Here is a 23,318-nt window from a genome sequence, read left to right on the forward strand (position 1 = left end):
CTCGGCTCACGTCGCGTGGGCATCGGCCCCCGAGCCGTCCCTGGCCAGGGCGAGCACCCCGGCGCAGATCAGGGACAGGCCCAGCAGCTGCGGAAGCAGCCACCAGTGGGTCCGGAGGTGTTCCTCGTACAGCAGTACGCCCAGCGCCACGCTGACGCCCGCGTCCCCGAGCGTCAGCGCGGGCTGAGAGGCGACCAGCGGGCCGCCCTGCATGGCGTGTTCGAGGAGCAGAAGGGCGCAGATGCCGGTCGCGCCGAAGGCGTAGGTCTCCCAGGTGCGCAGGAAGGCGCCGATGCCGTCCTCGTCGAGCACGTGCATGGCCGACTTCATCAGTGCGGCGGTCAGGGCGTAGCAGACGGCGGTGGCCGCGCCGAGGCAGCCGGCCCGCATCCGGCCGGGCGGCCGCCGCAGGCCGGTCACGGACAGCACTGCCACCGCCACCGCGCAGGCCGCCAGGGCCAGTACCCACCGGTCGGCGGGAACGTCCGTACGGTTGCCCGCCGGTGAGGCGGCCACCAGGACGATCCCGAGCCCGGCCACCACCCCTCCCACGGCGAGCCACAGCGGTCCCGGCATCCGGGTCCGCGTCACGAGCGAGGCGATCAGGAGCGCGAGCGGCAGCTCCAGGACGAACAGCGGCTGTACGAGGGCCAGCGCGCCCGTGGCCAGCGCCACGGCCTGCCCGGCACCGGCCGCGATCACGGCCAGGATGCCGCCGATCCAGAGCGGCTGCCGCAGCAGGTCGAGGACCAGGCCGAAGCGGAACCCGTCGCTCTGCGGCACGATGAGCGCCGCCCGCCGCTGGAGCACGGTCGCGAGGGCGTTGCTGAGCGCCGCGAAGAGCGCGAAGAGGACCGGTACGAGGAAGCCCACGCCCCGATCCTCATCCGCCCCGCGGCGACTCCCCACCGCGACACCGCCGGGTGAGCGTGCGGAGCCACCCGTTCCCCCGTCCGGCCTCACCAGGGCCGCGCCCCGGCCGGTGCGGGCTCAGTCGGAGGGCGTCGACCAGGTGCCGTGGAGCGGGGCGGCGAGCCAGCCGGGCGCCGAGGTGCGGAAGGCGGCCGGGGGGAGGGTGCCCGCGCCGGCCGGGACCATGCCCAGCAGGGGGAGTGCGGAGACCGAGGGCAGGTCGGCCAGGTTGCAGCGGGACGCCAGGTCCGGTTCGGCCGGCCAGCTGCCGATCACCACGCCCGGGGAGGTCAGGCCGCGGGCCCGGAGGGCTTCGGCCGTCAGGGCGGTGGAGTTGAGGGTGCCGAGGCCGGCCGGGGCCACGATCAGCACCGGGGCGCCGAGCAGGCGGGCCGCGTCCGCCAGGGTGTGCCCGGCCTCGTCGAAGCGGACCAGGAGGCCGCCCGCGCCCTCGACCAGGACCAGGTCGTGGGAGAGGGCGAGCCCGCGGGCCGCCTCGGCGATCCGCTCCGGGGAGAGCGTAGGGAGGCCCGAGCGCCGGGCCGCCGTGTCCGGGGCCAGGGGTTCCGGATAGCGGGCCAGCTCCACCGTGGTGACGGCGGAGCCCGCCAGCCGGCCGACCTCCGCAGCGTCTCCGGGCTCGTCCGGGGCGACGCCCGTCTGGGCCGGCTTCAGCACGGCCACCGAGAGGCCCGCCGCGAGCGCGGCCGCGGCGACGGCCGAGGTGACGACCGTCTTGCCGATCTCGGTTCCGGTCCCCGAGACCATCAGTACCGCCATGTCAGGCCCCCTTCACGGCAGCGGCCGCGACCACGGCCCGGCAGATGCGGGCCACGTCGGTGTCGGCCGTCGGATACGGAGGCATGGTGTAGATCAGGTCCCGGAACGGGCGCAGCCAGACGCCCTCCCGGACCGCCGCCGCCGTGGCGCGGGCGATGTCGACCGGGTGGTCGAGCTGGACGACGCCGATGGCGCCCTGGACCCGTACCTCCTGGACGCCCGGCAGGTCCGCGGCCGGGGCCAGGCCCTCCAGCAGGCCCGCCTCGATGCGCTTGACCTCGCCCTGCCAGTCCTGGCCGAGCAGCAGGTCGATGGAGGCCAGGGCCACCGCGGTGGCCAGCGGGTTGCCCATGAAGGTCGGCCCGTGGGCCAGGACCGGGACCTCGCCCTGCGAGATGCCGTCCGCGACCCGCTCCGTGCACAGGGTGGCCGCGAGGGTGAGGTAACCGCCGGTCAGCGCCTTGCCCAGGCACATCACGTCCGGGGTGATCCCGGCGTGGTCGGCCGCGAACAGCGCGCCCGTGCGGCCGAAGCCGGTGGCGATCTCGTCCAGGATCAGCAGCACGTCGAACTCGTCGCACAGCTCCCGCAGCACCCGCAGGTAGCCCGGGTTGTGGAAGCGCATGCCGCCGGCGCCCTGCACCACGGGCTCCACGATCACGGCTGCCAGCTCCTGCGCGTGCGCGGCGAACAGGGAGCGCAGGTGGGCGACGTAGGCCTCGTCCACGGGAGCGGAGAACCCGCTCGGCGGGGCGTCCGCGAAGAGCTGGCGCGGGAGGATGCCCGACCACAGCTCGTGCATGCCGCCCTCGGGGTCGCAGACGGCCATCGGCTGCCAGGTGTCCCCGTGGTAGCCGCCCCGCCAGGTGAGCAGGCGGGTCTTCCCGGGGCGCCCCACCGAACGCCAGTACTGCAGGCACATCTTGACCGCGACCTCGACCGATACCGAGCCGGAGTCGGCGAGGAAGACGTGCTCCAGGCCGGCCGGGGTGAGCTCGACGAGTTTCGTGGCCAGCCGGACGGCGGGCTCGTGGGTGAGCCCGCCGAACATCACGTGCGACATCCGGCCGAGCTGGCCGGTCACCGCCTCGTTCAGCACCGGGTGGTTGTACCCGTGGATCGCCGACCACCAGGAGGACATGCCGTCGACCAGCTCGGCGTGCCCCTGAGCGGGCTCGGCCAGCCGGAGGCGGACCCCCGAGGCGGAGGCGACGACGAGCGGCTCCTGCCGCCCGGGCATCGGGCCGTACGGGTGCCAGACGTGCTGCCGGTCCAGCGCGAGCAGTTCGGCGGCCGGCAGCGCGTCGGTCGAACCGACCGGGTCGTGCGAGTGCTGCGCGTGGTGCTGGTCAGGCATTGGGCGCGAGGTCCGTTCCCGCACCGCGGCGGCGTACCGCCACCAGACCGGGCCGGACCTCGCCCGCCTCCGCCTGAGCCGGTACCGCTTCCGTGACCGGAGCGGCCACGGAAGCCGCTACGGGGGCCTCGTGCCCGGCGTGTCCCGAGCAGCCGCCGCACGCCGAGCCGCAGCCGGACTCGCCCGCCGTGGCGGAGGAGCCGCAGACCGAGGCGCCGGAGCCCGGGGCGCCGGAGCCCTTCGAACCGCAGCCCCCGGTGGTGGCCGCCGCCGCGACGTCGGAGCGGTGCGCGGGAAGGGTCGTCGTACCGGCGCCCTCCACCTCGAAACCGGCGTCCGCGATCATGTCGAGGTCGGCCTGTCCGGCCTGGCCCTCACTGGTCAGGTAGTCGCCCAGGAAGATCGAGTTCGCGATGTGCAGCGCCAGCGGCTGCAGGGTGCGCAGGTGCACCTCGCGGCCGCCCGCGATGCGGACCTCGACGTCGGGGCAGACGAAGCGGACCATCGCGAGGATGCGCAGGGCGCGCTGCGGGGTGAGGTTCCACTCCTTGGCCAGCGGGGTGCCCTCGAAGGGGATCAGGAAGTTGACCGGGACCGAGTCGCTGTCGAGCTCGCGCAGCGCGTAGACGACGTCGACGAGGTCCTCGTCGCTCTCGCCCATGCCCGCGATCAGTCCCGAGCAGGCCGACAGGCCGGCGGCGTGCGCCTTCTGCACCGTGTCGACCCGGTCCGCGTAGGTGTGGGTCTTGGTGATCTGGCCGTACGTGGCCTCGGAGGTGTTGAGGTTGTGGTTGTAGGCATCCGCGCCCGCGTCCTTCAGGCGCTCGGCCTGGCCGTCCGACAGCAGACCGAGGCAGGCGCACACCTCGACGCCCTCGTTCTGCTCCTTGATGGCCGCGATCGTCTTGCCGACGCGGTCCACGTCGCGGTCCGTCGGACCCCGCCCGCTCGCCACCAGGCACACCCGCTTGGCCCCGCCGGCGACGCCGGCGGCCGCGGCCTGGGAGGCCTCGTCGGGCTTCAGCCACGTGTACTTGAGGATCTCGGCCTTGGATCCCAGCCGCTGGGAACAGTACGAGCAGTCCTCGGGGCAGAGCCCCGACTTCAGGTTGACCAGGTAGTTCAGCTTGACCCGGCGCCCGAACCACTGTCGGCGCACCTTGCCGGCCGCGGCCACCACGTCGAGCAGTTCGTCGTCAGAGGTCGCCAGCACGGCGAGTGCCTCTTCGCGGGTCGGCAGCTCACGCCGCAGCCCCTTGTCCACGAGGGTGTTCAGCAGGTCCATGATGCCGATCCTGTCCCACCCGGGTACTCCCGGCCAAGGAGAGATCGAACAACATGGCCGGAAGAGAGTGTGTGTATCGCCACACCTGACGCAGGGGTCACGGGCGGTTAGGGTCGGGCAGGTCTGTGGACTGCCGACAAAAACCCGAGGACCGTCGATGCCGCACCAGCACACCCCCGCCCCCGTGGACGTCTTCTCCTGGATCGACGACGCGGAGCGGGCCAGGGAGCAGGCCGGACTCGTCCGGACGCTGCGTCCGCGGCCGGCGGACTCCCCGCTCCTCGACCTCGCCAGCAACGACTACCTGGGGCTGTCCCGGCACCCCGAGACCGTACGGGGGGCGCGCGAGGCCGCCGAGCGCTGGGGCGCGGGGGCCACCGGATCGCGCCTGGTCACCGGCACCACCGAACTGCACGCCGAGCTGGAACGGGAGCTGGCGGCCTTCTGCGGGTTCGAGGCGGCGCTCGTGCTCTCCTCCGGGTACGCGGCCAATCTGGCCGCCGTCACCGCGCTCAGCGACCGGGGCACCCTGGTCGCCTCGGACGCGGGCAACCACGCCTCGATCGTGGACGGCTGCCGGCTGTCGCGCGCCGAGACCGCCGTCGTCCCGCACTGCGACCCGGACGCCGCCCGCAAGACGCTCGCCGCCCACCGGGGGCGGGCGCTGCTGGTCACCGACTCGGTGTTCTCCGTCGACGGGGACGCCGCTCCGCTCGCGGCCCACGCCGAGGCCTGCCGGGCCGAGGGCGCGGCCCTGCTGGTGGACGATGCGCACGGCCTCGGGGTGCTGGGCGAGGGCGGCCGCGGTGCGCTGCACGCGGCCGGGCTCGCGGGGGCTCCCGGGGTGGTCGCGACGCTGACCCTCTCGAAGTCCCTGGGAAGCCAGGGCGGTGCGGTGCTCGGCCCGGCCAAGGTGATCCGCCACCTGGTCAACACGGCGCGGACCTTCATCTTCGACACCGGGCTGGCCCCGGCCGCGACGGGCGCCGCACTGGCCGCCCTGCGCCTGCTCCAGCGGGAACCGGAGCGCGCGGACCGGGCCCGCGCGGTGGCTGCCGAACTGTACGGGCGGCTCACCGCGTCCGGCCTGACCGCGGCCCGGCCGGACGCGGCCGTGGTGTCGGTACGGGCCCCGTCGGCTTCGGCGGCACTGCGCTGGGCCGCCGACTGCCGCGAGGCAGGTCTGTCCGTGGGGTGCTTCCGGCCGCCGTCGGTACCGGACGGCATCTCCCGGCTGCGACTGACCGCGCGGGCGGATCTCACGGGGGAGGAGATCAGCCGTGCGGTGGAGACGATCCTGAGGACCGCTCCGGCCGGAGCCACGGACCGCTGAACGGAGCCGCTACGGGCGCTCCCGCGTTCCTGCGTCCTGCGGTGCTACTGGTGCGTTGGTGCGGTGCTACCTGGTGCTACCTGGTGCTACCTGGTGCGTTGGTGAGTCCTGCGTTCCTACGTCCCGAGATCCGCACGAACGGTGACGAGGAAGCCGTGCCAGGCCGGCCCGGTGAAGAGCACGGCCGGGCCGTCCGCCCGCTTGGAGTCGCGGACGGCCAGCAGGCCGCCACCGAGGACGGCCGTTTCCACACAGTTGTTCATTCCGGTGCTGCGGCTGCTTCGCCGCCACCGCGCGCTGTTCAGAAGTCCGCCTGTGGATAAGGGGGTTGCGGACACGGAGGTGCCTCCTTACGCGTCGTCAGCGAGGGCGCTGATGAGATCCGACGAATCGCGGGGCGGGAGGGCGTGCGCCTGGATGGTGCGGAACGCGGCGCTGTACGCCTCAAGGTCTTCCTTCCGCTCCAGATAGAGGCTACTCGTCAAATGGTCGAGTACCACCACATCCAGATCGGCGATGTTCGGAAATGAGAAGATAACGAACGGTCCAGTCAGGCCGAGATGTCCCCCTACGCTGAACGGCAGTACCTGAAGCCGCACTTGGGGCAAACGCGACACCTCCACCAGGTGCCTCAGCTGCTCCTCCATCACCCCCGCCCCGCCGATCGCGCGCCGCAGCACCGCCTCGTCCAGGACGGCACTCAGCTCCAGCGGCGGATCCGCCCGCAGGACGGACTGACGCGCCAGGCGTACGTCGACCAGCGCCTCCACCTTCGGCTCCGGCAGCCCGCCCAGCGCGGCCCGGGTCACCGCCCGCGCGTACTCCGGGGTCTGCAGCAGCCCCGGCACCACCGACAGCTCGACGGTGCGGGCCGAACGCGCACCCGCCTCCAGGCTGATGAAGTCCCGGTACTCCTGCGGCAGCAGCCCCCGGTAGTCGTGCCACCACTGGCGCCCGCGCCCGGTGTCCTCGTCCGGGGCGGGGCCCGCCGCCGAGGCCGAGAGGGCCTCCAGCAGGGCGCGCTGCTGCGCGCTCACGACATCCTCCCCGTAGACGTCGAGCAGGATCCTGATGTCCTCCACCTTGACGCCGCTGCGCCCCGTCTCGATGCGGCTGATCTTCGACTGGTGCCATCCCGCGAGCCGGGCCGCCTCACCGCTGGTGAGTCCGGACCGATCGCGGAGGGCACGCAGCTCCTCGCCGAGCTTGCGCCGGCGCACCGCGGGACCCTGCTGCACATCCGCCTCCTTCCACCGGCACAGGTCGCACCAGTCTGCCGTCCAAATACGCTCTTCCGTAGCAGAGTTCACCGCATTGAGCGACAGATATATGCATATCTTGAGGGATCGGCGGAAACGACGGGACGATGGGTGGCACTCTGGCGTCCAGCACAGATCCGGGGCGGCTTCGCCCCGGTGGGAAAGGGACCGTCGCCATGGCAGATCACCAGGAAGCATCCGTCACTCTGCCGAGCGATCCCGCCTCGGTCGCGGCCGCCCGCCGCTACGTCGCGGAGGTGCTGGGCGAGTGGGGACTCTCCGAGGGCACCGAAGCCGCCGACAGCATCCGGCTCATCGTCTCGGAACTGGCCACCAACTCCGTGCAGCACACCTTCGGCCAGTCGCCGACCTTCACCGTGGACATCCGCCTGGAGCGCGAGGAGTGGCTCCGCATCGGGGTCACCGACAGCCACCCGCGCTGGCCCAAGCGGCTCCCGGCCGCCGTCCAGCAGGACAACGGCCGGGGGATGGTCATCATCCGCTGGCTCGCCGCGGAGGCCGGCGGCCGGCTCTCGGTCAGCCCGACCGAGGACGGCGGCAAGACCGTCTGGATCGCCCTGCCCTGGACGGCCGCCGCCGGGACTCCGGCGGGGACGCGTACCGGCTGTTGAGGCCGGCCGGGACCTGATGTGGGGCCGGTCGGGCCCGCGGTGGGGCCGGTCGGGCCCGCGGTGGGGCCGGTCGGGCCCGCGGTGAGGCCGGTCGGGCCCGCCGTGAAGCCGGTCGGGCCCGCCGTGGGCCCGGTCGGGACCCGATGCGGGGCCCGTCAGGCCTCGGCGCGCTCCGACACGCTGCGCTCGATGCACAGTTCGTTGCCCTCGGGGTCGGTCAGGGTGACCCAGCCCAGGCCGCCCTCCCGGCGGTGGTCGGCCTGCACCTTCGCGCCGAGCCCTATGAGCCGCTCGACGTTCTCGTCGCGGGTCCCGGTCACGGGCTGGATGTCCAAGTGGACCCGGTTCTTCGCCGACTTCCCCTCGGGCACCCGGACGAAGAGCACCCCGGGCACGCCCGGCTGACCCGGGTCCAGCAGGATCTCGTCGTCGTCCGGCTGGTCGTCGGGGTGGATGGGGAAACCGGTCACGGCGGACCAGAACTGCGCCAGCCGGTACGGCTCCTGCGCGTCGAAGGTGATGTGGCGGACGGGGTTGACGAACATGCAGCTCCTCGTGGACGGCTCCGTATACGGAACCGGGCTGTGCGGTGCCCGGGGCTGAACCGGGTACCTGCGCGAAACGTGGGTTAACTCAGCGGAAAAGCGAGGCCCCTAGCGTGGCGGCCACGTTCCTTCCGTCAATGGTCACCCATGCGCGGGCAAAGCGGCGGTGGGCGGGACGGAAAGCCTTGCCCCGCGTTGGGCAAGACATGCTTGGCTCGGATATGCGCAGGTCAACAAAGTGTTGAAGGCCCATAGGGTCGGCTCGGCGCGATGTTGATCATGTCCCGGAAGCTTGGTGATAGCTGTGCAGCTGACCCCCCACGAGCAGGAGAGACTGCTCATCCACGTGGCCGCCGACGTGGCCGAGAGACGCAGGGCGCGGGGTGTGCTCCTCAACCACCCCGAGGTGATAGCCCTGATCACCGCACACATTCTCGAAGGGGCCCGCGACGGGCGGACGGTGGCCGAGCTGATGGCCTCCGGGCGGACCGTGCTCTCCCGCGAGGAGGTCATGGAGGGGATACCCGAGATGATCCACGACGTCCAGGTCGAGGCGACCTTCCCGGACGGCACCAAGCTCGTCACCGTCCACGACCCCATCGTCTGAGAGCGAGTACCCGCATGATCCCCGGCGAAATCGCCTACGGGGACGGCCCGGTGCGCCTCAACGAAGGCCGGCCCGTCACCCGACTCACCGTGCTCAACTCCGCCGACCGGCCCGTCCAGGTCGGCTCGCACTACCACTTCGCCGAGGCCAACCCCGGCCTCGACTTCGACCGCGGGGCCGCCCGCGGGCTGCGCCTCGACATCGCCGCCGGCACCGCGGTCCGCTTCGAGCCGGGGATCCCGGTCGCCGTGGCCCTCGTACCGCTGGCAGGACTGCGCACCGTACCCGGACTGCGCGGGGAGACCGGAGGGCCGCTCGATGGCTGAGATATCGCGCCAGGTCTACGCCGACCTCTTCGGGCCCACCACGGGCGACCGCATCCGCCTCGCCGACACCGACCTCTTCGTCGAGATCGAGCAGGACCTCGCGGGCGGCCCCGGCCGGGCCGGCGACGAGGCCGTCTTCGGCGGCGGCAAGGTCATCCGCGAATCCATGGGCCAGGCGCGCACCACCCGCGCCGAAGGAGCCGCCGACACCGTCATCACCGGAGTGGTGATCCTCGACCACTGGGGCATCGTCAAGGCCGACGTGGGCATCCGCGACGGCCGGATCTGCGGCATCGGCAAGGCGGGCAACCCCGACACCATGGACGGCGTCGACCGGGCGCTGGTGATCGGCCCCGAGACCGAGATCATCGCCGGCAACGGGAAGATCCTCACCGCCGGCGCCGTCGACGCCCACGTGCACTTCATCTCCCCGACCGTGATCGAGGAGGCCCTCGCCTCCGGCATCACCACCCTCGTCGGCGGCGGCACCGGCCCCGCGGAGGGCACCAAGGCCACCACCGTCACCCCCGGACCCTGGCACCTGGCCCGGATGTTCGCCGCGCTGGAGGCCTTCCCCGTCAACATCGGCCTGCTCGGCAAGGGCAACACCATGTCCCGCGAGGGCATGTACTCCCAACTGCGCGGCGGGGCGCTCGGCTTCAAGCTCCACGAGGACTGGGGATCCACCCCCGCCGTCATCGACGCCTGCCTCACCGTCTGCGAGGAGACCGGCGCCCAGGCCGCCATCCACACCGACACCCTCAACGAGGCCGGGTTCGTCGCCGACACCCTCGCCGCCATCGGCGGCCGGACCATCCACTCGTACCACACCGAAGGCGCGGGCGGCGGGCACGCCCCCGACATCATCACCGTGGTCTCCGAGCCGAACATCCTGCCCAGCTCCACGAATCCGACCCGGCCGCACACCGTCAACACCGTCGAGGAACACCTCGACATGCTCATGGTCTGCCACCACCTCAACCCGGCCGTCCCCGAGGACCTGGCCTTCGCCGAGTCCCGGATCCGGCCCTCCACCATCGCCGCCGAGGACGTCCTGCACGACCTCGGAGCCATCTCGATCATCTCCTCCGACGCCCAGGCCATGGGCCGCGTCGGCGAGGTGATCCTGCGGACCTGGCAGACCGCCCACGTGATGAAGAAGCGGCGCAGCTCCCTGCCCGGCGACGGCCCCGCCGACAACCACCGGGCCCGCCGCTACGTCGCCAAGTACACGATCAACCCCGCCGTCGCCCAGGGCCTGGCCCGCGAGATCGGCTCCATCGAGACCGGCAAGCTCGCCGACCTGGTGCTGTGGAAGCCCGCCTTCTTCGGGGTCAAGCCCGAACTGGTCATCAAGGGAGGCCAGATCGCCTACGCGCAGATGGGCGATGCCAACGCCTCCATCCCCACCCCGCAGCCGGTTCTGCCGCGCCCCATGTTCGGAGCGTACGGGCGGGCCCCCGGGCTCAACTCGGTGAACTTCACCGCCCAGGCGGCCCTCGACGACCAACTGCCCGAACGGCTCGGACTCGGCAAGGAGTTCGTAGCCATCGAGAGCACCCGCAAGGTCACCAAGGCGGACATGCGCAACAACGACGCCATGCCGAGGGTGGAGGTCGACGCCGACACCTTCACCGTCACCATCGACGGCGAAGTGGTGGAACCGGCCCCCGCGGCGGAACTCCCCATGGCCCAACGCTACTTCCTTTTCTGATGGGGCCTCTTCTGAGGGGCGAGGTCTTCCGATGAGCCTCGCCACCCTCCTCGTCCTCGCCGACGGCCGCTTCCCCGCCGGAGGGCACGCCCACTCCGGCGGCGCCGAGGCCGCCTGCAAGGCGGGCCGGATCCACGACGCCGCCACCCTGGCGGAGTTCTGCCGGGGCCGGCTGCACACCGCCGGGCTCGTCGCGGCCGCACTCGCCGCGGCGGCCGCCCTCGGGATCGACCCGGCGGACCTCGACGAAGCCGCGGACGCCCGGACCCCGTCGCCCGCGCTGCGCGCGGCCGGGCGGCGGCTCGGGCGCCAGCTGATGCGGGCCGCCCGCGCCACCTGGCCCGGCGCGGAACTCGACGCGCTGGCCGCGGCGTTCCCGCGCGGGGCGCACCAGCCCGTGGTGCTCGGCGTCACCGCCCGGTCGGCGGGGCTCGGGGCGCTCGACGCCGCGCACGTGGCGGCGTACGAGAGCGTGAGCGGGCCGGCCACCGCCACCGTACGGCTGCTCGGCCTGGACCCCTTCCAGGCGAGCCGGGTCCTGGCCGGGCTCGCCCCCGAGCTGGACTCCGTGTCCCGGCACGCGGAGCGGGCCGCGCTACGGGCCCGCGCCGACGGTACGCACACCCTGCCCGCGGCCTCCTCGCCGCTGCTGGACATCGCGGCGCAGGCCCATGCCGACTGGCCGGTACGCCTCTTCGCCTCCTGACCGGGCGCCCGCCCGCCCCGTACGGAACGGGCGGGCGCCCCACCCGCGCCCCACCCGCGCCCCACCCCGCACCCGCCCCCCCGCCTCAGCTCAAGGAGCCTGCCATGCACCTCGACCACACGGTGACCTTCCCGCACCGCCACACCCACAGCGCCGAGCCGCTGCGCGCCGACGGCACCCGCAGGGCCCTGCGCATCGGCCTCGGCGGGCCCGTCGGCTCCGGCAAGACCGCCACCGTCGCCGCCCTCTGCCGGGCCCTGCGCACGGAACTGTCCATGGCCGTGGTCACCAACGACATCTACACCCGCGAGGACGCGGAGTTCCTGCTCCGCGAAGCCGTCCTGCCGCCCGAGCGGATCAGCGCCGTCGAGACCGGCGCCTGCCCGCACACCGCCATCCGCGACGACATCTCCGCCAACCTGGAGGCCGTCGAGGAACTGGAGGAGGCCTTCGAGGGGCTCGGCCGGCTCGACCTGATCCTCGTCGAGTCCGGCGGGGACAACCTCACCGCCACCTTCTCCCGGGGCCTCGTCGACGCCCAGATCTTCGTCATCGACGTGGCCGGAGGCGACGACATCCCGCGCAAGGGCGGCCCCGGCGTCACCACCGCCGACCTGCTCGTCGTCAACAAGACCGACCTCGCCCCCCACGTCGGCTCGGACCTGGGCCGGATGGCCCGCGACGCCGCCGAGCAGCGTGGCGAACTGCCCGTCGCCTTCCAGTCCCTGCGCAGCGAGGAAGGGGTGGCCCCGGTGGCCGCCTGGGTGCGCGAGCGGATCGCCGCCTGGACCGCCCGGTGAGCCCCACGGCGAGCCCCACGGCGAGTCCTACGGCGCTCCCCGCGGCGAGCCCGGAAGGAATGCCCCCTCCGGCCGGCCTCCGCGCCACCGCCCGGATCGGCGCCGTGGCCGACGGCCGGGGCTCCACCGTGCTGCCGCTGCTGGCCGGTGAGGGGCCGCTGGCCCTGCGCCGCACCCGGGGCGGGCCCGGCGAGGCGGGCGTCATGCTGGTCGGCGCCATGAGCGCCCCCCTGGGCGGCGACCGGCTGCGGATCGAGGCCACCGCCGGACCGGGCGCCCGGCTGGTGCTCCGCTCGGCGGCCGCCACCCTCGCGCTGCCCGGCCGGCACGGGGAACCCGCGCGGTACGACGTACGGCTCCGGCTCGCGGACGGGGCGGCGGTGCGCTGGCTTCCGGAGCCCCTCGTCTCGGTGCGCGGCAGCGACCTGCGGGTGTCCACCCGGGCCGAACTGGCGCCCACCGCCCGGCTCCTGCTGCGCGAGGAGCAGGTGCTCGGCCGCACCGGGGAGGCTCCGGGCCTGCTGCGGTCCCGGCTCACCGTGACCCGGGACGGGAAACCGCTGCTGGACCAGGAGCTGGCCTGTGGTCCCGGTGCGCCCGGCGGCTGGGACGGTCCGGCGGGACTGGCGGGCCACCGGGCGCTGGGCCAGCTGCTGGTGGTGGACCCGGAGTTCGCGAAGTCCCCGCCGCAGGCCGGGATGCTGGGGGAGTTCGCGGCGCTCACCCCGCTGGCGGGACCGGCCGTCCTGGTCACGGCCCTGGCCCCGGACGCCCTGCGCCTGCGCGAACTGCTCGACTCCGCCTGCGCCGACCACGGTTGGTGAAGCCGGGCGGCGGCCCCGGCCGGGGGCCTGCGAACCCGGGACGAACCCGACACCGCTCAGCGGTACACGCATTTCCGGATATCGGGTTGGCAAAGAACCGCCCCGTGCTCTGTCGCCCGCTCCCGGTCAGGCGGAAGTATCCCCTGCACGTGCCGACGCACATCCACACCGGCACGAACCACGCCGCTCACGGCGGCAGATGACGCAGGGGGAACAACCACGTGATACGCAACGCGGCGCTGGGGAGCGCCGCCACACTGATCACCGGCACGCTGGCGGCGAGCCTGCTGCTCGCCCCGTCCGCGTCGGCCGCCCAGACCTTCGAGTCCGGGTCCTACGGCCGCGACAACCAGATCGCCGAGACGATCGGCACTTCGATCGCCGCCGCCCGCGCGGCGCGCACCGGGATCGACTGGAAGGACTGTCCGGCCGACTGGGGCTTCGAGAAGCCCATCCAGTGCGGCTATGTGAAGGTCCCGCTGGACTACAGCAAGCCGTTCGGCAAGACGATCGACCTCGCGGTCGACCGCGCCGTCAGCACCGGCACCAAGGACGAGCGCCAGGGCGCGCTCCTGTACAACCCCGGCGGTCCCGGTGCCTCGGGCATGCGCTTCCCCCGGCGCACCACCACCAAGAGCCCGCTGTGGGTCAACACGGCCAAGGCGTACGACTTTGTGGGCTTCGACCCGCGCGGCGTCGGCCACTCCGCGCCGATCTCCTGCATCGACCCGCAGGAGTACGTCAAGGCCCCCAAGGCCGACCCGGTGCCGGACAGCAAGGCCGACAAGAACGCCCAGCGCAAGCTCGCCGAGGAGTACGCGGACGGCTGCAAGGAGCGCAGCGGCGAGATGCTGCCGTTCATGACCACGCCGAACATCGCGCGTGACCTGGACGTCATCCGTGCCGCCCTCGGCGAGAAGAAGCTGAACTTCATCGGCGTCTCCTACGGCACCTACATCGGCGGGGTCTACGCGACCCTGTTCCCGACCCACGTGCGCCGCATGATCGTGGACAGCGTCGTCGACCCGGACCGCGACAACATCTGGTACGAGGCCAACCTAGGCCAGGACATCGCCTTCCAGACGCGCTGGAACGACTGGGAGGACTGGGTCGCCAAGAACGACGCCTCCTTCCACCTCGGCACCACCCGCGCCGCGGTCGAGGCCAAGTGGCTGACGCTCCGCGCCAAGGCCAAGGCCAACCCGCTCGGCGGGATCGTCGGCCCGGCCGAGCTCATCGGCTTCTTCCAGAGCGCCCCGTACTACGACTCCTCCTGGGTGCCCGTCGCCCAGACCTGGGCCGCGTACGAGGCCGGCGACACGCAGGCGCTGATCGACGCCATCGCCCCCGACATGAGCGACACCGCGGGCAACGCCTCGGCGGAGAACGGCAACGCCGTCTACACCGCCGTGGAGTGCGCCGACGCCAAGTGGCCCACCAGCTGGTCCAAGTGGGACCGGGACAACACCAAGCTGCACGCCCAGTACCCCTTCATGACCTGGGCCAACGCGTGGATGAACCTGCCCTGCGCCACCTGGAAGTCCAAGCAGCACAACGCCATCGAGGTCGGTGTCGGCGCCCACCGCGGCCTGCCGCCGGTGCTCATCGTCCAGTCCGAGCGTGACGCCGCCACGCCGTACAAGGGCGGGGTCTCCCTGCACAACCGGCTCGCCGGCTCGCGTCTGATCACCGAGCAGAACGCCGGCTCGCACGGAGTCACCGGCCTGGTGAACCCCTGCATCAACACCCGGGTGGACACCTACCTGCTCACCGGCAAGGTCGACGCCCAGGACGTGAAGTGCGCTCCGCACGCCACTCCGGTGGCCCCGGCCCCCGTCGCCGCCAAGCTGATCGCGCCGGCCCCGGCCGCCGACCAGCGGGTGATCGACGAGCTCCCCGCCATCCGCTAGCCGGAACCGGGCGGCAACCGCTCCGCACCACCTCACGGGAGAAGGCTCAGCGCGTCCTGCGCCGGGCCTTCTTCCGTGCTTCCTCTTCCTCCGCCTTCACCTCGGCGGCGTACCGGTCCACGTACTCCTGGCCGGACAGCGCGAGGACCTCGTACATGATCTCGTCGGTGATGGCCCGCAGCACGGCCCGCTCGCCCTCCATCCCTTCGTACCGGGAGAAGTCCAGCGGCCGGCCGAAGCGGATCGTGACCCGGCGGATGCTGGGGATCTTCTGTCCGGGCGGCTGGATCTCGAAGGTCCCGACCATCGCGCACGGGACGACGGGCACCCCGGCGCCCAGCGCCATCGCGGCCACGCCCACCTTGCCCTTGTACAGCCGTCCGTCGTGCGAGCGGGTGCCCTCCGGGTAGATGCCGAGCAGCTCGCCCTTGGACAGCACCCCGAGCCCCTCGCGCAGCGCCGCCTGACCGGCATCCTTGCCGGAGCGGTCGACCGGGATCTGTCCGGCGCTGCGGAAGAAGGCGGCCGTGAGCCGTCCCTTCACCCCCGGTCCCGTGAAGTACTCGGCTTTCGCGAGGAAGGTGATGCGCCGCTTGAGGATCGCGGGCATCAGGAAGTGGTCCGAGAAGGAGAGGTGGTTGCCCGCGATGATCGCGGCCCCGTCCTCCGGGATGTTCTCCAGTCCTTCGATGCGGGGCCGGAACAGGAGCCGCAGCAGCGGCCCCAGGATCACGTGCTTGAGCAAGTGGTAGAACACCAAGCGGCTCCCGTCGACGTCCCGTGGTCACGGACATCCTACGGACGGGTCGCCGGGGGGTGGAGGGCGCTGGTACTCGGGTACCTACTCAGGTTCCGCCCGAGGCGGCCATTCCCGCGGTGAGCAGCCCCAGCACGACCCAGCCGAACCACAGCCAGCCGTTGCTTCCCAGGGCCACGGAATACGTGGCGATCGCCACCAGAGAGGCGAAGGTCATCACTGCCATCGCCTTCACGGATCCGGTCATGCCCCATGGTGGCGCCTCAGGGTGCTCCCGCGCTACTGGCCACGCGCTTGGAGCGAAGCGAGATACGAGTTGTAGGCCGCCAGCTCCTGGTCCCCGTTGCGGTCCTCGGACCGGTCGGAGCGCTTCGCCGCCCGCTGTTCCGAGTGGTACCACTGGTAGACCAGCGCGATCAGGACCAGCACCGAGGGGACCTCGCTGAAGGCCCAGGCGATGCCGCCGCCCCACTGCTGGTCGAGCAGCGGGTCGATGCCCAGGGAGGCGGGCGGGTTCGCGTACGTCTTGATCATCGGCTCGCTCGCCATCATCAGCGCGATGCCGAAGAAGGCGTGGAAGGGCATTCCGGCGAACAGCTCCAGCATCCGCATCACGTAGCCGGGGCGGTGCGGACCCGGGTCCACGCCCATGATCGGCCAGAAGAAGACGAGGCCGACGGCGAGGAAGTGCACCATCATCGCGATGTGACCGGTCTTCGACCCCATCAGGAAGTCGAAGAGCGGGGTGAAGTACAGGCCGTAGAGGCTGGCGATGAACATCGGGATGGTGAACACCGGATGGGTGATCACCTTCATGTACCGGCTGTGCAGGAGCATCAGCAGCAGCTCGCGCGGCCCCTTGTGGCCGCGGGCCGCCGGCGGCAGCGCGCGCAGCGCCAGCGTCACGGGCGCGCCCAGCAGCAGCAGGATCGGGCTGAGCATGCTGATCACCATGTGCTGGACCATGTGCACGCTGAACATGACCATGCCGTAGTCGTTCAGCTTGGTGCACATCACCAGGGCCACGCTCAGCACGCCGATGGTGAAGGCGACGGTCCGGCCGACCGGCCACGCGTCCCCGCGCCGGCGCAGCCGCACCACACCCCACGCGTACAGCGCGAGGCCTAGGACCGAACCGATCAGGAAGAAGGCGTCGAAGGAGAACTCCAGCCCGCGCCCGAGGGTGAAGGGCGGCAGGTCCATCTCCATGTCCATGCCGTCGTGCGCGAGGTAACTCAATCTCTTCACTCCCTTGACCCGTGGTGCCCCACCACAGTAATGCCGCCCCCGGACGGGAATCGTCCGGGGGCGGCCATTACGGGAGTGACGCGGAGAAAGGGGGAAAGATCACAGGACGTTCTGCGCCTCGTCGTAGCGCTCGGACGGGACCGTCTTCAGGGTCTGCACGGCCTCGTCGAGGGGGACCATGACGATGTCCGTGCCGCGCAGCGCCGTGAGCATCCCGAACTCGCCCCGGTGGGCCGCCTCCACCGCGTGCCAGCCGAAGCGGGTCGCCAGCACCCGGTCGTACGCGGTGGGCGTGCCGCCGCGCTGGACGTGGCCCAGGATGACCGGCCGGGCCTCCTTGCCGAGACGTTCCTCCAGCTCGACGGCGAGGCGGTTGCCGATGCCGGCGAAGCGCTCGTGGCCGTACATGTCGGTGCCGCCGCTCTCCAGGGCCATCGAGCTGCCGTCGGCGGGCTTGGCGCCCTCGGCCACCACGACGATCGCGAAGCGCTTGCCCTGCTCGAAGCGTTCGCCGACGATCGCCGTCAGCCGCTCGATGTCGAAGGGGCGCTCCGGCACGACGATGGCGTGCGCGCCGGCCGCCATGCCCGAGTGCAGGGCGATCCAGCCGGTGTGGCGGCCCATGACCTCCACGACCATCACGCGCTGGTGCGACTCCGCGGTGGTCTTCAGCCGGTCCAGGGCCTCGGTGGCGACCCCGACGGCGGTGTCGAAGCCGAAGGTGACGTCGGTGGAGGCGATGTCGTTGTCGATCGTCTTCGGTACGCCGACGATCGGCAGGCCGCCCTGCGAGAGCAGGTTCGCGGCCTTCAGCGTGCCCTCGCCGCCGATCGGGATGATCGCGTCGAGGCCGAGGTCGGCGACGTGGCCGCGGGCCCGCTCCACGCCGTCGCGCAGATGGGCGGGCTGGACCCGGGAGGAGCCCAGAATCGTTCCGCCACGGGCCAGGATGCCGCTCACGGCGTCCAGGTCGAGCTTGCGGTAGTCGCACTCCAGCAGACCGCGCCAGCCGTCGTGGAAACCTATGACCTCGTCCCCGTGGTCGACGACGGCGCGGTGCACGACGGAGCGGATGACGGCATTGAGCCCGGGGCAGTCGCCTCCGGAAGTGAGCACACCAATGCGCATGGCAGGAGGACCTTTGCAACGTGGGCCGACGACCGGACCACGTCGTCCGGTTGGAACTACCCAGCACCCTACAAGCGGATCGAGGGTGGACTGAACCATCCTCCACATGCTGGTCAGATCAGTCGTACGAAAACACGTCGGCCCGGACCCCAGCAGGGGAATCCGGGCCGAACGACGGGTGCGGGGAGGCTACGCGGGCTGCGTGGCGGCCGCGATCCGCTCGGCGCGCAGCGCCTCGTACCAGCGGTCGTCGATGGGCGGCAGCGCGTTCACGTCGAGGGCCAGCTTCAGCAGCAGGTCCGCGATCAGCGGGTTGCGCGCCAGCACGGGACCGTGCATGTACGTGCCGAACACCGTGTCGTTGTACGCGCCTTCGGTGCCGTCACCCGTGCCGTTGCCCCGGCCCATGGAGACCCGCGCGAAGGGCTTGGCCGTCGGGCCGAGGTGCGTGACGCCCTGGTGGTTCTCGAAGCCGGTCAGCTGCGGCAGACCGAGCCGCGGGTCGATGTCGCCCAGCACGTCGCCGACGCACCGCTCGCCCTCGCCGCGCACGGTCACCACGTCCAGCAGGCCGAGGCCCTCCTGGCGCTGGCCGACGTCGTTGACGAACTCCTGGCCCAGGATCTGGTACCCGGCGCAGACGGAGAAGACGATCGCCCCGTTCGAGACGGCGCGCTCCAGCCCGCCGTCGCGCAGCAGCCGCTCCGCGGCCAGCCGCTGCGGCCGGTCCTCACCGCCGCCGATCAGGTAGATGTCGCCCGAGGTCGGGATCGGCTGGTCGCTGCGCACGTCCACGCGCTGCACGTCCAGGCCGCGCCGGCGGGCCCGGCGCTCGACGACCAGGGCGTTGCCCTGGTCTCCGTACGTGCTGAGCAGGTCGGGGTAGACCCACACCAGACGCAGGCTGTTGTCGCTCATGCTCTTGTCCTTATGGGTACTAGTTGCCGACGCGGCGGCGCACGTCCTGGAAGGCGGTGTAGTTGGCGATCAGCTCGATCTGTCCGGGCGGCGCCAGCTGCACGGCCTCGTCGAGGGTCTCGCACACCCGGAAGTCCAGGCCCGCGACCTCCAGGCGGACCGCGAGGTCCAGTTTGCGGTCGCCGATCACGAAGATCGGGTGGCCGGCCAGGCGCGGGTAGTCCACGTCCCACAGCCACGAGGTGTCCGTGCCGTCCGCACCGCGCGCGTTGACCGACAGGATCACCGGGGTCGGCGGCGGGTCGATGAGGGAGAACGTCTCCAGCCAGCCCGCCGGGTTCTTCGCGAGCAGCAGCCGCAGTTCGCGGCCCTGGAAGCTCACCACGTCGTAGCGTCCGGCGACGGCCTGCACCTGGTACATCCGCTCCAGCGCCACCTGCGGCGGGACGCCGAAGACGGCTGCCACGGCGGCCGAGGTGGCCGCGTTCGCCTTGTTGGCGCGGCCCGGCAGCTGGAGGCTGATCGGCCAGGCGCTGCCGTGCGGGTCGAGCACGTGGTCACCGGAGAGCACCCAGCTCGGGGTGGGACGCCGGAAACCGCACTCGCCGCAGAACCAGTCGTCGCCCGGACGCTGCATGACGCCACCGCAGGAGGGACACGACCAGGCGTCGTCCTTCCACTCCTGGCCGGCCGCGACCCACACCACGTTGGAGGAGGAGGAGGCGGACCACACGATCAGCGGGTCGTCGCAGTTCGCGACGATGACCGCCTTGGAGCCCGAGAGGCCCTCGCGCCACTTCTCCGCGAGCATGCGGGTCTCGGCGGCGCGGTCCAGCTGGTCGCGGGAGAGGTTCAGCAGGGCGATCACCTTGGGGGTGACGTCCCGGGCCACTCCGGCCAGGTACTTCTCGTCCACCTCGATGACGCCGTAGCGGGCGTCCGAACCGCCCGCCAGGGCCGAGGTGATGCCCGCGGGCATGTTCGCGCCCAGCGCGTTGGAGACGACCGGACCGCTGGCCCGCAGGGCCTCCGCGATCAGCCGGGTCGTCGTGGTCTTGCCGTTCGTCGCGGAGACGAGGACGACGTCGAGATGCTGCGCCAGCGCGCCGAGGAGATCGGGGTCGAGCTTGAGCGCGACCTTGCCTCCGATCACCGATCCGCTTCCGCGTCCCGCGGCCCGCGACACCGCCGCCGCGGCCTTGCCCGCCGTCACGGCCAGCTTGGCCCGCGGCGAAAGCGGCTCCGTGTTGCCTGCCATCGTCCCTTGTCCTCCTTGCGTCGGTCGCCCCCAGCCTATCCATGACCTGCCCGCGCCCCGACCGCGGCGCCCCCGGTCTGCCGAAGATCTCCTCATATAGTCGCCCGTCGTACCCTTACGGCCATGCGACAGCGCCCCCTCCCCGGTACCTCCGGCATCGTCCGCACCATGAGCCTGCTGGGCGACCCGGTGCTCCATTCCGCTTGCGCGGAGGTCACCGAGTTCGGTCCGGCCCTCGACCGGCTCATCGAGGACATGTTCGCCACGATGTACGCCGCGCAGGGCGTCGGCCTCGCGGCGAACCAGATCGGCGTCGGGCAGCGGGTGTTCGTATACGACTGCCCCGACGACGAGGACGTCCGCCACGTCGGGCACATCGTCAACCCCCGCCTGGTGTCCGCGGACGGGGACGAGTTCACCGGACCCGAGGGCTGTCTGTCCCTGCCGGGGCTGGAGGCGGGGACGCTCCGCTGGGACAGCGCGGTGGTGGAGGGCGTGACCTCGGACGGGGCGGCCGTACGGATCTCCGGGACCGGGTTCTTCGCGCGGTGCCTGCAGCACGAGTGCGATCACCTGGCCGGTGGGGTGTACGCGGACCGGGTGACCGGGCTGCGGCTGCGCAAGCTGCGGCGGCAGATCCGGAAGACCGACTGGGGTGCGGCCGGGATCCACGCGCTGGGCGAGTGAGAGCCCGGCGGGGCCGGGGGCCCTGGGGCGCCGCCCCAGACCCCGCGCCCCAAACGCCGGCGGGGCTGGATTTGGCCCCGGCGGCGCCGGATGCCTCCCGGCGGGGCTGGATTTGGCGGGGCCGGATGTGACCGGGTGGGCTCAGAAGCCCGGGCCGTCCGCCCGGTTGCCGGCTGTGGCCAGGCGGCCCCAGAGGAGGTCGGTGAGGGCGCTGACGAGTTCCGCGCGCTCGCAGGGGCGTTCGCCGAGCCACCAGTCGCCCGCCGCGTGCATCATGCCGACGATGCCGTGGCCCCAGACCCGGGCCAGGCGTTCGCCGCCGGGGCCGAGGTCGACGCGTTCGCCGATCACCTGGGCCAGTTCCTCGCCGAGGCGGCGCAGCAGCGGGGCCGAGTGCAGGCCGACGTCGAAGCCGCGCTCCGGCGTCTGGGAGTCCTCGGCCGGGTGCATGAGGAAGCGGTAGACCTGGGGGCGTGCCTCGATCGCGGCGAGGTAGGTGTCGAGGGTGGCCTCCACCCGCCTGCGCCGTTCGGCGGGGGCGTCGAGGGCCGCGCGCAGCGAGTCGAGCAGCGCGTCCGTGTGCCGGACGGCCAGGGCCTGGTAGAGGCCGGCCTTGTCGCCGAAGTGGCGGTAGAGGATGGGCTTGGTGATCCCGGCCTCCGCCGCGATGGCGTTCATGGACGCCTTGGGGCCGTCCCTGAGGACGACCCGGTCGGCGGCCTCCAGCAGCTCCCGCCGCCGGCGCTCGGCCGCTCCCGGCTCGCCGGCCTGCCGTGTGGTCTCCATGCCGTGTCACTCCCCGCCCTTGCGATGTCCTGAGGCCCACGCAACGTAACACCCCGCACACCCTGGTGATCTCATCGGCGGTCGGTCATCGCTGCTGCTTGACAGTGCTTACCGGCCGGTAACAGACTGGAGTCGGAGTGGGGGTTACCGTTGGTAACAACTTCTTTGCGACCAGCTGTACGGCAGGCGAGACGAAAGATGGAGGGGACATGGCGGAGTTCACCATGGAGCTGAACGACGACCAGAAGCAGGTCCGGGACTGGATCCACGGCTTCGCCGCCGACGTGATCCGCCCCGCGGCCGCGGAATGGGACGAGCGCGAAGAGACTCCGTGGCCCGTCATCCAGGAGGCCGCCAAGGTCGGCATCTACTCCCTCGACTTCTACGCCCAGCAGTTCTTCGACCCCACCGGCCTCGGCATCCCGATGGCCATGGAGGAGCTGTTCTGGGGCGACGCGGGCATCGCCCTGTCGATCGTCGGCACCGGACTCGCCGCCATCGGCGTCGTCGCCAACGGCACCGAGGAGCAGATCGGGACCTGGATCCCGCAGATGTACGGCACCCCCGACGACGTGAAGGTCGCCGCGTTCTGCTCCTCCGAGCCCGACGCCGGCTCCGACGTCGGCGCGATGCGCACCCGCGCCGTGTACGAGCAGGCCACCGACGAGTGGGTGCTCAACGGCACCAAGACCTGGGCGACCAACGGCGGCATCGCCAACGTCCACATCGTGGTGGCGGTCGTCGACCCGGAGCTGGGGAGCAAGGGGCACGCGTCCTTCATCGTGCCGCCGAACACCCCGGGTCTCTCCCAGGGGCAGAAGTTCAAGAAGCACGGCATCCGCGCCTCGCACACCGCCGAGGTGGTGCTGGAGGACGTACGGATCCCCGGTTCCTGCCTGCTCGGCGGCAAGGAGAAGCTGGACGAGCGGCTCGCACGGGCCCACGAGCGGGCCAGGGCGGGCGGCGGCGAGCGCGTGAAGAACGCGGCCATGGCCACCTTCGAGGCCTCCCGCCCCGCCGTCGGCGCCATGGCCGTCGGCACGGCGCGCGCCGCCTACGAGGTGGCGCTGGACTACGCGAAGACCCGTACGCAGTTCGGCCGGCCCATCATCGACAACCAGGGCGTCGCCTTCCAGCTCGCCGACATGCGGACCTCCATCGACGCGGCCCGGCTGCTGGTGTGGCGGGCCTCCTGGATGGCGGTCGCGGGCAAGCCCTTCACCTCGGCCGAGGGCTCGATGTCCAAGCTGTTCGCGAGCGAGACCGCCAAGAAGGTCACCGCGCAGGCGGTCCAGATCCTCGGCGGCAACGGGTTCACCCGCGAGTACCCGGTGGAGCGCATGCACCGCGACAGCGCGATCTACACCATCTTCGAGGGGACGAGCGAGATCCAGCGGCTGGTGATCGCGCGCACGATCTCGGGCATGCCGATCCGCTAGCACGGGACCCGGACGGGGCATGGGCCCCCCCCCCCCCACGCCCACCGGGCCCCCACCATCACCGTGTACCCCCCCGAGAAAACGCCGCACCGAAAAAATCAACCTGG

Annotated in this window: 25 protein-coding genes; 11 read left to right on the forward strand and 14 right to left on the reverse strand. The window is 72.1% G+C overall.

Going from position 1 to position 23,318, the window contains the following annotated elements:
• Positions 1-6: 6 nt before the first annotated feature.
• From ACFWNV_RS07975 to bioB, 4 genes are all read right to left on the reverse strand, one after another.
• Positions 7-873 carry a DMT family transporter gene (locus ACFWNV_RS07975; protein WP_383942207.1) on the reverse strand — a complete coding sequence of 289 codons (867 nt, stop codon included), beginning with the start codon at positions 871-873 and terminating at the stop codon, positions 7-9.
• A 117-nt stretch (positions 874-990) separates the two neighbouring features.
• On the reverse strand, positions 991-1,692 hold the full coding sequence (bioD, locus tag ACFWNV_RS07980; RefSeq protein ID WP_383942210.1) for a dethiobiotin synthase: 702 nt from the start codon (positions 1,690-1,692) through the stop codon (positions 991-993).
• A gap of 1 nt (position 1,693) precedes the next feature.
• Complete coding sequence (locus ACFWNV_RS07985) at positions 1,694-2,932, reverse strand: adenosylmethionine--8-amino-7-oxononanoate transaminase (protein ID WP_383942289.1); 1,239 nt, start codon at positions 2,930-2,932, stop codon at positions 1,694-1,696.
• Positions 2,933-3,041: 109 nt separating this feature from the next.
• Positions 3,042-4,334 carry a biotin synthase BioB gene (gene bioB / locus ACFWNV_RS07990; RefSeq protein WP_383942213.1) on the reverse strand — a complete coding sequence of 431 codons (1,293 nt, stop codon included), beginning with the start codon at positions 4,332-4,334 and terminating at the stop codon, positions 3,042-3,044.
• A 157-nt stretch (positions 4,335-4,491) separates the two neighbouring features.
• Between bioB and ACFWNV_RS07995 the strand changes: the two genes are divergently transcribed.
• Positions 4,492-5,667: an 8-amino-7-oxononanoate synthase gene (locus ACFWNV_RS07995; protein ID WP_383942216.1), complete on the forward strand. Its 1,176-nt coding sequence runs from the start codon at positions 4,492-4,494 to the stop codon at positions 5,665-5,667.
• Between the two features lie 116 nt (positions 5,668-5,783).
• On the opposite strand, the gene ACFWNV_RS08000 is transcribed toward ACFWNV_RS07995, so the two are convergent.
• A complete protein-coding gene (locus ACFWNV_RS08000) occupies positions 5,784-6,005 on the reverse strand; it encodes a DUF397 domain-containing protein (protein ID WP_383942219.1) in 222 nt (73 codons plus the stop codon).
• A gap of 12 nt (positions 6,006-6,017) precedes the next feature.
• Entirely contained in the window at positions 6,018-6,905 is an 888-nt protein-coding gene (locus tag ACFWNV_RS08005) for a helix-turn-helix domain-containing protein (protein ID WP_383942222.1), read from the reverse strand.
• Between the two features lie 197 nt (positions 6,906-7,102).
• Between ACFWNV_RS08005 and ACFWNV_RS08010 the strand changes: the two genes are divergently transcribed.
• Positions 7,103-7,558, forward strand: a complete 456-nt coding sequence (locus ACFWNV_RS08010) for an ATP-binding protein (protein ID WP_383942225.1) — start codon at positions 7,103-7,105, stop codon at positions 7,556-7,558.
• A gap of 155 nt (positions 7,559-7,713) precedes the next feature.
• Here the strand turns inward: ACFWNV_RS08010 and ACFWNV_RS08015 are convergent, their stop codons facing one another.
• Complete coding sequence (locus ACFWNV_RS08015; protein WP_383942228.1) at positions 7,714-8,103, reverse strand: VOC family protein; 390 nt, start codon at positions 8,101-8,103, stop codon at positions 7,714-7,716.
• Positions 8,104-8,407: 304 nt separating this feature from the next.
• Here ACFWNV_RS08015 and ACFWNV_RS08020 point away from each other — a divergent pair, with 304 nt between their 5' ends.
• The 7 genes from ACFWNV_RS08020 (at position 8,408) to ACFWNV_RS08050 (ending at position 14,990) form a co-directional block, all read left to right on the forward strand.
• Complete coding sequence (locus ACFWNV_RS08020) at positions 8,408-8,710, forward strand: urease subunit gamma (RefSeq protein WP_383942231.1); 303 nt, start codon at positions 8,408-8,410, stop codon at positions 8,708-8,710.
• Positions 8,711-8,724: 14 nt separating this feature from the next.
• Positions 8,725-9,036 (forward strand): urease subunit beta, encoded by a 312-nt coding sequence (locus tag ACFWNV_RS08025; protein WP_383942234.1) that lies wholly within the window; start codon positions 8,725-8,727, stop codon positions 9,034-9,036.
• Positions 9,029-10,750, forward strand: coding sequence for an urease subunit alpha (locus tag ACFWNV_RS08030; RefSeq protein ID WP_383942237.1), 1,722 nt, complete (start codon positions 9,029-9,031; stop codon positions 10,748-10,750). Before ACFWNV_RS08025 ends, ACFWNV_RS08030 begins: the two co-directional genes overlap by 8 nt.
• A 31-nt stretch (positions 10,751-10,781) precedes the next feature.
• A complete protein-coding gene (locus ACFWNV_RS08035) occupies positions 10,782-11,456 on the forward strand; it encodes an urease accessory protein UreF (protein ID WP_383942241.1) in 675 nt (224 codons plus the stop codon).
• Between the two features lie 104 nt (positions 11,457-11,560).
• Positions 11,561-12,256 (forward strand): urease accessory protein UreG, encoded by a 696-nt coding sequence (gene ureG, locus ACFWNV_RS08040; RefSeq protein ID WP_383942244.1) that lies wholly within the window; start codon positions 11,561-11,563, stop codon positions 12,254-12,256.
• Positions 12,257-12,315: 59 nt separating this feature from the next.
• The gene (locus ACFWNV_RS08045; RefSeq protein ID WP_383942246.1) at positions 12,316-13,080 is read left to right on the forward strand and encodes an urease accessory protein UreD; all 765 of its coding nucleotides are present in this window, start codon (positions 12,316-12,318) and stop codon (positions 13,078-13,080) included.
• Positions 13,081-13,301: 221 nt separating this feature from the next.
• Positions 13,302-14,990, forward strand: a complete 1,689-nt coding sequence (locus ACFWNV_RS08050; RefSeq protein WP_383942249.1) for an alpha/beta hydrolase — start codon at positions 13,302-13,304, stop codon at positions 14,988-14,990.
• A gap of 46 nt (positions 14,991-15,036) precedes the next feature.
• Here ACFWNV_RS08050 and ACFWNV_RS08055 read toward each other — a convergent pair whose 3' ends face one another.
• From ACFWNV_RS08055 to ACFWNV_RS08080, 6 genes are all read right to left on the reverse strand, one after another.
• Positions 15,037-15,747, reverse strand: a complete 711-nt coding sequence (locus ACFWNV_RS08055; protein WP_383942252.1) for a lysophospholipid acyltransferase family protein — start codon at positions 15,745-15,747, stop codon at positions 15,037-15,039.
• Between the two features lie 88 nt (positions 15,748-15,835).
• Positions 15,836-15,994 (reverse strand): hypothetical protein, encoded by a 159-nt coding sequence (locus ACFWNV_RS08060; protein ID WP_250740168.1) that lies wholly within the window; start codon positions 15,992-15,994, stop codon positions 15,836-15,838.
• A 32-nt stretch (positions 15,995-16,026) separates the two neighbouring features.
• Complete coding sequence (locus ACFWNV_RS08065; RefSeq protein ID WP_383942292.1) at positions 16,027-16,956, reverse strand: cytochrome c oxidase assembly protein; 930 nt, start codon at positions 16,954-16,956, stop codon at positions 16,027-16,029.
• 138 nt (positions 16,957-17,094) lie between these two features.
• Positions 17,095-18,123 carry a 6-phosphofructokinase gene (locus tag ACFWNV_RS08070; protein WP_383942255.1) on the reverse strand — a complete coding sequence of 343 codons (1,029 nt, stop codon included), beginning with the start codon at positions 18,121-18,123 and terminating at the stop codon, positions 17,095-17,097.
• 189 nt (positions 18,124-18,312) lie between these two features.
• On the reverse strand, positions 18,313-19,041 hold the full coding sequence (locus ACFWNV_RS08075) for a type 1 glutamine amidotransferase (RefSeq protein WP_383942258.1): 729 nt from the start codon (positions 19,039-19,041) through the stop codon (positions 18,313-18,315).
• 19 nt (positions 19,042-19,060) lie between these two features.
• Positions 19,061-20,299, reverse strand: coding sequence for a MurT ligase domain-containing protein (locus ACFWNV_RS08080; RefSeq protein WP_383942260.1), 1,239 nt, complete (start codon positions 20,297-20,299; stop codon positions 19,061-19,063).
• Between the two features lie 123 nt (positions 20,300-20,422).
• Between ACFWNV_RS08080 and def the strand changes: the two genes are divergently transcribed.
• A complete protein-coding gene (def, locus tag ACFWNV_RS08085; protein ID WP_383942263.1) occupies positions 20,423-20,986 on the forward strand; it encodes a peptide deformylase in 564 nt (187 codons plus the stop codon).
• 141 nt (positions 20,987-21,127) lie between these two features.
• Here def and ACFWNV_RS08090 read toward each other — a convergent pair whose 3' ends face one another.
• A complete protein-coding gene (locus ACFWNV_RS08090; RefSeq protein WP_383942266.1) occupies positions 21,128-21,772 on the reverse strand; it encodes a TetR family transcriptional regulator in 645 nt (214 codons plus the stop codon).
• Positions 21,773-21,981: 209 nt separating this feature from the next.
• Between ACFWNV_RS08090 and ACFWNV_RS08095 the strand changes: the two genes are divergently transcribed.
• The gene (locus ACFWNV_RS08095) at positions 21,982-23,211 is read left to right on the forward strand and encodes an acyl-CoA dehydrogenase family protein (protein WP_383942269.1); all 1,230 of its coding nucleotides are present in this window, start codon (positions 21,982-21,984) and stop codon (positions 23,209-23,211) included.
• Positions 23,212-23,318 lie beyond the last annotated feature (107 nt).

It is taken from the genome of Streptomyces sp. NPDC058401 (assembly GCF_042722885.1).
Taxonomy (GTDB): Bacteria; Actinomycetota; Actinomycetes; order Streptomycetales; family Streptomycetaceae; genus Streptomyces.

Coding starts and splice junctions, on each gene's coding strand:
- ACFWNV_RS08090 (WP_383942266.1), bottom strand. CDS start 21,772: ATGGAGACCACACGGCAGGCCGGCGAGCCGGGAGCGGCCGAGCGCCGG.
- ACFWNV_RS08010 (WP_383942225.1), top strand. CDS start 7,103: ATGGCAGATCACCAGGAAGCATCCGTCACTCTGCCGAGCGATCCCGCC.
- ACFWNV_RS08070 (WP_383942255.1), bottom strand. CDS start 18,123: ATGCGCATTGGTGTGCTCACTTCCGGAGGCGACTGCCCCGGGCTCAAT.
- ACFWNV_RS08095 (WP_383942269.1), top strand. CDS start 21,982: ATGGCGGAGTTCACCATGGAGCTGAACGACGACCAGAAGCAGGTCCGG.
- ACFWNV_RS08075 (WP_383942258.1), bottom strand. CDS start 19,041: ATGAGCGACAACAGCCTGCGTCTGGTGTGGGTCTACCCCGACCTGCTC.
- bioD (WP_383942210.1), bottom strand. CDS start 1,692: ATGGCGGTACTGATGGTCTCGGGGACCGGAACCGAGATCGGCAAGACG.
- ACFWNV_RS08060 (WP_250740168.1), bottom strand. CDS start 15,994: ATGACCGGATCCGTGAAGGCGATGGCAGTGATGACCTTCGCCTCTCTG.
- ACFWNV_RS07985 (WP_383942289.1), bottom strand. CDS start 2,932: ATGCCCGGGCGGCAGGAGCCGCTCGTCGTCGCCTCCGCCTCGGGGGTC.
- bioB (WP_383942213.1), bottom strand. CDS start 4,334: ATGGACCTGCTGAACACCCTCGTGGACAAGGGGCTGCGGCGTGAGCTG.
- ACFWNV_RS08065 (WP_383942292.1), bottom strand. CDS start 16,956: ATGGAGATGGACCTGCCGCCCTTCACCCTCGGGCGCGGGCTGGAGTTC.
- ACFWNV_RS08045 (WP_383942246.1), top strand. CDS start 12,316: ATGCCCCCTCCGGCCGGCCTCCGCGCCACCGCCCGGATCGGCGCCGTG.
- ACFWNV_RS08015 (WP_383942228.1), bottom strand. CDS start 8,103: ATGTTCGTCAACCCCGTCCGCCACATCACCTTCGACGCGCAGGAGCCG.
- ACFWNV_RS07995 (WP_383942216.1), top strand. CDS start 4,492: ATGCCGCACCAGCACACCCCCGCCCCCGTGGACGTCTTCTCCTGGATC.
- ureG (WP_383942244.1), top strand. CDS start 11,561: ATGCACCTCGACCACACGGTGACCTTCCCGCACCGCCACACCCACAGC.
- ACFWNV_RS08025 (WP_383942234.1), top strand. CDS start 8,725: ATGATCCCCGGCGAAATCGCCTACGGGGACGGCCCGGTGCGCCTCAAC.
- ACFWNV_RS08080 (WP_383942260.1), bottom strand. CDS start 20,299: ATGGCAGGCAACACGGAGCCGCTTTCGCCGCGGGCCAAGCTGGCCGTG.
- ACFWNV_RS08030 (WP_383942237.1), top strand. CDS start 9,029: ATGGCTGAGATATCGCGCCAGGTCTACGCCGACCTCTTCGGGCCCACC.
- ACFWNV_RS08035 (WP_383942241.1), top strand. CDS start 10,782: ATGAGCCTCGCCACCCTCCTCGTCCTCGCCGACGGCCGCTTCCCCGCC.
- def (WP_383942263.1), top strand. CDS start 20,423: ATGCGACAGCGCCCCCTCCCCGGTACCTCCGGCATCGTCCGCACCATG.